2 protein-coding genes and 1 pseudogene are annotated in these 1,946 nt (G+C 33.1%); all 3 read left to right on the top strand.

The genetic code is table 11. From position 1 onward, the window contains the following. Nucleotides 1-140 (top strand): annotated as a pseudogene (locus BUA77_RS14765) (glycine/sarcosine/betaine reductase complex component C subunit alpha); the annotation flags it as partial. Between the two features lie 44 nt (nucleotides 141-184). Beyond that, complete coding sequence (locus tag BUA77_RS13140; protein WP_330390117.1) at nucleotides 185-1,711, top strand: glycine betaine uptake BCCT transporter; 1,527 nt, start codon at nucleotides 185-187, stop codon at nucleotides 1,709-1,711. An 86-nt stretch (nucleotides 1,712-1,797) separates the two neighbouring features. Further along, nucleotides 1,798-1,946 (top strand): FAD-binding protein (locus tag BUA77_RS14760; RefSeq protein ID WP_143151376.1); only part of this gene is annotated, 149 nt, incomplete at its 3' end.

Raw genomic sequence — 1,946 nt, 5'->3', positions numbered from 1 at the left:
AAGATGCAGTAAGAGCTCTATGGAAAAATGGAGTATATGCAGAAAGTGGAATGGGATGTACTGGACCAATAGTTATGGTAAATGAAGAAAAGGTTGAAAAAGCTTCTGATATATTAGCAAAAGAAGGATATATAAGCTAGGAGATATATTTATATATCTCCTATAATTTAAAGGGGGAGTTATTTTGAGTGATAAAAATACTTCTGTTAAAGAAAGTGGGGAAAATATTTTGAATAATAAAAAGGCAGATAATAAAGTATTTTATGTCTCGTTAGCCGTTGTATTTGCAATAGTTGGTTGGGGATTACTTTCTCCAGATGGATTTGGGAAAGCAGCAAATGGATTATATGTATTTTTACGTGATACTTTTGGATGGATGTATCTTTTATCAATGTTTTTCTTTGTATTAGTTGCAATAGGATTAGCTTGCAGTAAATACGGAAAAATTAAACTTGGACCAGATGATTCACAGCCAGAATACAGTTATGTTTCATGGTTTGCGATGCTATTTAGTGCAGGTATGGGTATAGGACTTGTTTTTTGGGGAGTTGCAGAGCCTCTTAATCATTTTGTAAATCCTCCTATGGGAATGGCCCAAGCAGGTACTCCACAGGCGGCTAATCTTGCTATTAAAACTTCTTTTTTCCACTGGGGATTTCATCCGTGGGCAAACTACAGTGTTTTAGCACTAGCTCTTGCTTATTTTCAATTTAGAAAAAATGCACCTGGTCTTATTAGTAATATTTTCACTCCTATACTAGGGGAAAAAGGAGTAAATGGACCAATAGGAAAATGTATAGATATATTAGCTATATTTGCAACTGTTGCAGGGGTTGCAACTTCTCTTGGACTTGGAACTCTTCAAATAAACAGTGGTCTTAATTATCTTTTTGGTATTCCAGCTAACACTGTTTCTCAAATTATAATCATAGTTATAGTTACAATTTTATTTATGCTTTCAGCAGTTACAGGTCTTGATAAAGGGATTAAGTTTTTATCAAATCTTAATTTAGGTATAGCCTTTACATTAATGATTTTAGCCTTCTTACTAGGACCAACTATAAAAATAATTAACTCTTTCACTAATGGGATTGGACAATATTTAGGTGGATTTATAGCAGATAGTTTCCATATTGAGCCTTTTGGAGATAACTCATGGTTAGGGGGATGGACATTATTCTACTGGGCATGGTGGATTGCTTGGGCTCCATTTGTTGGAACATTTATAGCCCGCATCTCAAGAGGTAGAACTATAAGAGAATTTATTATAGGAGTTCTTTTAGTTCCAACACTAGGAAGCTTCTTATGGTTTGCTGTATTTGGAACTTTAGGTATAAATCTTGGAGAAGGAATAGCTCAAGAGGCAATTAAAGTTACAGAAACTGCATTCTTTGTTGTAATGAGTAAATATCCTTTAGGAATGATAATATCATTTGTAGCAGTAGTATTATTATGTACATTCTTTGTTACATCTGCAGATTCAGCGACATTTGTTCTTGGAATGATGTCTTCAAATGGAGACTTAAACCCAAGTACAAGAAAAAAAATAATTTGGGGTGTTGTTCAATCTCTTATGGCATTTGCATTACTTCTTGGAGGAGGACTTAAAACACTGCAAATAGCGTCAATAGCTGCAGCATTCCCATTTGCAATAATAATGATTTTGGGTTGTTTTGCATTATTTAAAGAGCTTAAAAAAGAAAATGTCTAAATTTTAAATATTTAATTATCTGAACATTATTAAGATTAATATTGATAATGCTTATAAAAAATTAATACAGAAAAGAGGGTGTTAATATGGAAATGATATATGATTTAATAGTAATAGGAGCAGGACCTGCTGGACTTTCAGCAGGACTTTATGGAGCTAGAGCTAAAATGAATACTCTTATAATAGAAAAGGATAAAACAGGTGGTCAAATAGTTACAACAGATGAAGTAGCAAA

Source organism: Tepidibacter formicigenes DSM 15518 (assembly GCF_900142235.1).
GTDB lineage: Bacteria > Bacillota > Clostridia > Peptostreptococcales > Peptostreptococcaceae > Tepidibacter > Tepidibacter formicigenes.
The sequence above is the reverse complement of the archived record's forward strand: the minus strand, read 5'-3'. Positions and strand labels throughout refer to the sequence as shown.